This is a genomic window from Lysinibacillus sp., assembly GCF_032093475.1.
Lineage (GTDB): Bacteria > Bacillota > Bacilli > Bacillales_A > Planococcaceae > Lysinibacillus > Lysinibacillus irui.
Map to the genome: position 1 here is coordinate 1 of NZ_DAMDAY010000150.1, position 6,798 is coordinate 6,798.

Consider the following 6,798-nt stretch of genomic DNA (forward strand, 5'->3'; position numbering starts at 1 on the left):
TTACTTAAAACTTTATTGATTACGTTTTGCTTGTTCAGTTTTCAAGGTTCATTTTATACTGCCATACAGCGACAGGAATTTTATTATATCAAAACATTTTCGTGTTTGTCAACAACTAATTCAAAATATTTTATTCGCTAAATGATGTTTCACAATATATCAAAATATTTTTATGTTAACACCTGTGATTAATACTTATTAACATCTATCGATATTTCACGATAGAAATCAATAATATATTATATTAACAAAATAGTCAACATGAAATTAGTTAAAAACTTTCTTTTCTATCTCCCTACTATTAAATATTGTATTTTATACAATAGCACGTTTTATATCGTTTCTAAAAAATAATCCCATTGCTTTGCAGTTAGAACCGATAACCATAGCACTTTCATCAGGAAAAAGCCTTACATACTCCTTCAGCATTATTATCCTGAAGCTTAAATAACGTATACCATCTTTTCAATTCACTGATTCTCCTAACACTATGTCTTCCAGTTAGAATGAGTAATAACTGAATATGCTTTTTCTTCAACTGTCGAATCGAAAGTTTCTACAGAATAGCTTTGAAATGGTGAACATAGAAGGCAATACATTCTTTCTGTAACTTTACTTTTATATAAAGCAAAACTAATTAATATATTTTTGATGAGTTAATGTATCAGAAGACTTTCTTATTGAAAAAATTTTAAAAGCCAACGAAATTTTATTAATCGTAAAATTTCACTGGCTTTTTAGTTTATAGCTAGGATTTATCCAGCCACTTTTGCTTAGAATGCTACCCGCTTTGCCTCATAGGCAGCAATATGTTCTTCGTATTTAAAGGTTAAAGCAATTTCATCCCAACCATTTAGTAATGTTTCCTTATAGTACGGATCAATTGTGAAATGATAAACTTTACCATCTTCACCTGTCACTGTTTGCTCAGCAAGATTTACTTCCATTGTATATGGCTTTGCTAATCCCTTAGCCAGAATTTCATCACATTCTGCTTCTGTTAACTTAATAGGTAGAATGCCATTTTTAAAGCAGTTATTATGGAAGATATCTGCGAAAGAAGGGGCAATCACCACGTTAAAGCCATAATCTAAGATGGCCCATGGTGCGTGTTCGCGGGATGAACCGCAGCCAAAATTATCTTGCGCCACTAAAATTTTGGATTCTTTAAATTCAGGTTTATTTAAAACAAAGTCTTTGATCTCATTGTCTTGTGCATCGTAACGCCAGTGATAAAATAAAAATTGTCCAAATCCTGTGCGCTCAATACGTTTAAGAAATTCTTTTGAAATAATTTGATCTGTATCAACATTTTTACGATCAAGTGGTGTGATGACACTATTAACGATATTAATTGGTTCCATTTTTAATCATCCCTTCCGTGTAAAGCAAGACTTACACAGTTTCCTTCACAAATTCACGTACATCCACAAAATGACCTGCAATCGCAGCTGCAGCTGCCATCGGTGGTGATACTAAATGTGTACGAGAACCCGCTCCCTGACGTCCTTCAAAGTTGCGATTGGATGTAGAGGCACAGCGTTCACCAGCTGGTACAACATCATCATTCATCGCTAGGCACATGGAGCAACCTGACTCTCTCCATTCAAAGCCTGCCTCGATAAAGATTTTATCCAAGCCCTCTTCCTCTGCTTGCTTCTTCGTCGTATGTGAACCCGGCACAACAATTGCTGTTACATTATCATGCACCTTACGTCCCTGAATGACACTAGCAGCTGCGCGTAAATCACTAATGCGTGAGTTTGTACAGGAGCCAATAAAGACATGCTGAATATCAATAGATGTTAAAGGTTGCCCTTCCTCTAAGCCCATATAGGCTAAAGCTTTTTGAAGAGCTGCCTTATCAGATTCATCCTCATAATCTGCTTGTGTTGGAACATGACCAGAAACACCCGTACCCATCGATGGATTTGTGCCCCATGTAATGATTGGTTCGATTTCTTCTGCATTTATGATACGAACTGTGTCGTACGTAGCATCCTCATCGGAAGCCAAACTTAACCAATAAGCGGCTGCTTCCTCCAATTTTTCACCTTGTGGCGCATATTTGCGACCACGAATATAATCCACTGTTGTTTGATCAGGTGAAATCAGCCCAGCTTTCGCTCCTGCCTCAATCGACATATTACAGATTGTCATCCGTTCTTCCATAGACAATTTATGGATAGCCTCTCCAGTGAATTCCACAATATGCCCAGTGCCAACACCAATACCAAACTTTGCAATAATGGCTAAAATAATATCCTTTGCAGCTACCCCAACTGGTAGCTCCCCTTCAACACGAATTTCCATCGTTTTCGGCTTATTTTGCCATAAAGTTTGTGTTGATAAGACATGCTCAACCTCTGATGTACCAATCCCGAAAGCAATCGCACCAAAGGCACCGTGAGTTGATGTATGAGAATCGCCACAAACGATAGTTTTCCCTGGTTGTGTTAATCCCAGCTCTGGCCCAATAACGTGTACAATCCCTTGGTCAGGATGACCCATTCCTGCTAGCTCAACACCAAACTCTTTTGCATTTTTAGCCAATGTTTCGATTTGGTTGCGTGCAATAGGATCATGAATTGTCGGTAAATTTTTCGTTGGTACGTTATGATCCATTGTCGCAAAGCTTAAATCAGGACGACGCACTTTGCGTCCGTTCAAACGTAGACCTTCAAAAGCTTGCGGAGATGTTACTTCATGAATTAAATGAAGATCAATATATAACAGGTCCGGTTTGCCCTCTTCCTGATAAACTACATGTTTATCCCAAATCTTTTCAATTATATTTTTACCCATTGTCTTCACCTATTTCTTTAAATATATGTTGTCATAATACTTTGTGAAACAAAACTAGTATCAATTTCGTTAATCACTTTATCTGTCCATTCATTTGTTGATAAAATGCGGCTGCCGTCACGAGCAAGATCTGCTGTAAAGTAACCATCATCAAATACTGCACTAACAGCACGCTCAATTTCTGCCGCCTCTTCTTTCAGGCCAAAGGAATATTGTAGCATCATCGCAACAGATAGAATTGTTGCCGCAGGGTTTGCTACTCCTTGCCCTGCAATTTCCGGAGCTGATCCATGTACAGGTTCATATAAGCCAAAATTATCACCACGAATAGATGCCGATGGAAGGACGCCCAAAGAACCAGTAATAACTGACGCTTCATCACTTAAAATATCACCAAACATATTTTCAGTGACTACTACATCATAGTGACCAGGATTTGTAATTAGTTTCATCGCAACAGAGTCGACTAGATTATGTTCTACGATGACATCTGGATAGTCTTTTTTCTTTGCTTCTACGACTTCACGCCATAAGCGACTTGTTTCAAGAACATTCGCCTTATCAACAGAGCATAATTTGCCTCCACGTAAACGTGCTAGCTCAAAGGCATTTTCAACGATACGCTCCACCTCTGCTTTTGAATAAACAGTTGTATCAATTGCGCCATTTTCAGTACGCATACGTGGTTCCCCGAAGTATACGCCGCCTGTTAGTTCACGAACAATCATTAAATCAACGTTTTCAGCTACTTCACGTTTTAATGGTGAAGCATCTAGTAAACTCGGGAACGCCTTTACTGGACGTAGATTTGCAAATAAATCGAAGTGTTTGCGAATACGCAATAACCCTTTTTCTGGGCGTAATTCAGGTGGGTTTTGATCCCATTTTGGTCCACCAACAGCTCCTAATAGAATCGCATCGCTATTTTCACACATCTCGATTGTTTCTTCTGGTAATGGATTGTTGTGCTGATCAATGGCAGCACCCCCAATTGTTGCATATCCTAAATGAAATGTATGATTAAATCGTTTACCAATCACTTGTAGTACACGTACAGCAGAAGCAACAACCTCTGGCCCAATCCCGTCACCAGGAAGGACTGTAATTTTTTTCTCCATCGTCAAAACACCTTTCTTTTTTTAGCGCATTCGCTAATTTAGTAAGAACGCTCACCTACCTACTATTTAGATGAGCGTATTCATTACGACTAAGCGTAATTTTTTTTGAAAGATACAATACGCCATGACATCATTGCATCCGACGCGTGAATGGTACATCACACAATTCACTACCTTTACAACCTATACAGGCTGTGCGCGAAGACTTGCTTGTATTAAATGACGGTTAATGGCATTTAAATAAGCTTTAGCCGAAGCTTCTAAAACATCTTGTGAAGAATTGCGGCCTGTTGTCGATACATTATCATAACGAATATTAATAACCGCTTCACCAAGTGCATCTCGGCCCTTCCCTACAGATGACACACGGTAATCAAGCACCTGAACAGCTCCAGGTACAAGCTGCTCCAGCGTATTAAAAATGGCCTCCACAGAACCAGAGCCAGTCGCAACAACCGTTTTCTCTAGCCCCTCTGGTGTTAGGACAATGGCTGTAGCAGTAGGAATATTTTCTGTTCCATATTGCACTTGTACCATCTTCAAATCAAAGAGTGGTACATCCTCTATTTGAACCTGTTGTTCTGTGAGAAGAGTTAGTAAATCCTCTTCTGTAATCTCTTTTTTCCGATCAGCTAGTTTTTTAAATTCCACAAACGCTTTGTTCAGCTTTTCATCGGAAAGGTTGAAGCCCATTGTTTCAGCACGATCACGGAAGGCAGCACGCCCAGAATGTTTCCCAAGTACTAATGGTATTTCACCCTCACCGATTAGGGCAGGTGAGATAATTTCGTAGGTTTCCGGATTTTTCAAGACGCCATCTTGATGGATACCTGATTCATGCGCAAATGCATTCTTTCCAACAATTGCTTTATTAGGCTGAATCACAACGTTTGTCAATTTACTGACTAATTGAGACGTGCGTTTAATCTCTTGCAGCTGTATGCCAGTTTCCACTTGGTAAAAATCTTTGCGAATATGCAGTGCCACCGCAATTTCTTCTAGTGCTACATTCCCTGCACGTTCGCCAATACCATTGATGGTTCCCTCTACTTGCGCGGCACCATTTTCGATGGCAGCAATCGTATTGGCTGTGGCCATCCCAAGGTCATCATGACAATGGGCAGAGAATTTTACTTTGTCAGCACCTTTTACATTTTCCAGTAGGAATTTAAATAATGCGCCATATTCCTGAGGGGAAGCATAGCCTACAGTGTCAGGAACATTAATCGTTGAAGCACCAGCAGCAACCACTTCATTCATAATTCGTACTAAAAATTCACGATCCGAACGGAATGCATCCTCGGCAGACCATTGCACAAGAGGAAAGAATTTTTTTGCATATTTAACTGCCGCAACCGCTTGCTCGATCACTTGATCTGGGGATTTTTTTAACTTATATTCCATATGAATGGGTGAGGTTGCTAGAAAAACATGAATATGTGGTTGCTCTGCTACTTTAATTGCTTCCCAAGTCGTATCGATATCCTTTTGGATACAGCGAGCTAGACCTGTGATAATAGATTTTTTTACGGTTCCTGCAATGCGATGGACGGCATCAAAGTCACCGGGTGACGAAGCAGGAAACCCTGCTTCAATAATTGTCACTCCAAGGCGCTCTAACTGTTTGGCAATTTCAATCTTCTCGGCCGTATTTAAGTTGATCCCAGCAGATTGTTCACCATCGCGAAGCGTCGTATCGAAAATATCAATTTTTCGTACTTGTAGCCACTTCTCTCACAACTTTTTCTTTACCTTCATTAATGAATGGCATCATAGCACGTAATTTTGCACCCACTTCTTCAATTTGATGGTTTGCACCAGCCTCTTTGAATTTTGTATATTCTGGGCGACCATTTTCATTTTCTTGAATCCAACGACGAGCAAATGTACCATCTTGAATATCTGTTAACACATCTTTCATTCGTGCTTTTACTGACTCATCGATAATGCGTGGTCCCGCCACATAATCTCCCCACTCAGCTGTATCTGACACCGAGTAACGCATTGTTGCCATACCGCCTTCAAACATAAGGTCAACAATTAATTTAAGCTCGTGAAGTGTTTCAAAGTATGCTAATTCCGGTTGGTAGCCAGCTTCTACTAGCGTTTCAAATCCTGCTCTTACAAGTTGTGTTGCACCACCACAAAGAACTGCTTGTTCACCGAATAAATCTGTCTCTGTCTCTTCTTTGAATGATGTTTCAAGAAGTCTACCACGTGCGGCACCAATTCCTTTACCATAAGCAAGTGCTAAATCTTTTGCTTGACCTGTCGCGTCTTGATGGATAGCGAATAAACCTGGTACGCCAGCTCCTTCTTGGAATTGACGACGCACTAAATGTCCTGGGCCTTTTGGTGCTACTAAAAATACGTCAACATCTGCTGGTGGTGTAATTTGACCAAAGTGAATGTTGAAGCCGTGCGCAAACATTAAAGCTTTGCCAGCTTGTAGATGTGGTGCAATTTCTGCTTCATAAACTGCTTTTTGACGCTCATCTGGTAATAAAATTTGGATAACATCTGCTTCTTGTGCAGCCTCCGCCACCGTTTTTACATCAATACCATCTGCTTTTGCAGCATCGAAAGATCCACCTGGGCGAACCCCTACTACTACATCAAAGCCTGATTCCTTAAGGTTTAATGCATGTGCGTGTCCTTGTGAGCCATAACCGATGATTGCGATTTTCTTTCCTTTTAGTACGTCCTCGTTGATATTTTGTTCATAATACATAGTAGCCATAGTTCATTTCCTCCTAGAATTTGGTTTGTTTTTTTAGCTCCATAAAGCTTGTTAAATTTATATGCAAACTATTTTAAAATAGAGAGCTGTGGATTTGAGATTTTTTGTGTTTCACGAACAGAAGCAGTGGCCCCT

The 6,798-nt window shown here is 39.8% G+C and carries 5 protein-coding genes and 1 pseudogene; all 6 read right to left on the bottom strand.

Features of this window, described 5'->3' with window-relative positions; all coding sequences use genetic code 11:
• Nucleotides 1–773: 773 nt before the first annotated feature.
• Nucleotides 774–1,364 (bottom strand): 3-isopropylmalate dehydratase small subunit, encoded by a 591-nt coding sequence (gene leuD / locus RT445_RS21385; RefSeq protein ID WP_274793504.1) that lies wholly within the window; start codon nt 1,362–1,364, stop codon nt 774–776.
• A gap of 31 nt (nt 1,365–1,395) precedes the next feature.
• The gene (leuC, locus tag RT445_RS21390) at nt 1,396–2,805 is read right to left on the bottom strand and encodes a 3-isopropylmalate dehydratase large subunit (protein WP_274793505.1); all 1,410 of its coding nucleotides are present in this window, start codon (nt 2,803–2,805) and stop codon (nt 1,396–1,398) included.
• Between the two features lie 17 nt (nt 2,806–2,822).
• Complete coding sequence (gene leuB / locus RT445_RS21395; protein WP_274793507.1) at nt 2,823–3,923, bottom strand: 3-isopropylmalate dehydrogenase; 1,101 nt, start codon at nt 3,921–3,923, stop codon at nt 2,823–2,825.
• A gap of 183 nt (nt 3,924–4,106) precedes the next feature.
• On the bottom strand, nt 4,107–5,633 hold the full coding sequence (locus RT445_RS21400; RefSeq protein ID WP_313471521.1) for a 2-isopropylmalate synthase: 1,527 nt from the start codon (nt 5,631–5,633) through the stop codon (nt 4,107–4,109).
• Complete coding sequence (ilvC, locus tag RT445_RS21405; protein WP_313471518.1) at nt 5,629–6,663, bottom strand: ketol-acid reductoisomerase; 1,035 nt, start codon at nt 6,661–6,663, stop codon at nt 5,629–5,631. Before ilvC ends, RT445_RS21400 begins: the two co-directional genes overlap by 5 nt.
• Nucleotides 6,664–6,731: 68 nt before the next feature.
• A pseudogene (locus RT445_RS21410) lies at nt 6,732–6,798 on the bottom strand (acetolactate synthase small subunit); the annotation flags it as partial.

Coding starts and splice junctions, on each gene's coding strand:
- leuD (WP_274793504.1), bottom strand. CDS start 1,364: ATGGAACCAATTAATATCGTTAATAGTGTCATCACACCACTTGATCGT.
- leuC (WP_274793505.1), bottom strand. CDS start 2,805: ATGGGTAAAAATATAATTGAAAAGATTTGGGATAAACATGTAGTTTAT.
- leuB (WP_274793507.1), bottom strand. CDS start 3,923: ATGGAGAAAAAAATTACAGTCCTTCCTGGTGACGGGATTGGGCCAGAG.
- ilvC (WP_313471518.1), bottom strand. CDS start 6,663: ATGGCTACTATGTATTATGAACAAAATATCAACGAGGACGTACTAAAA.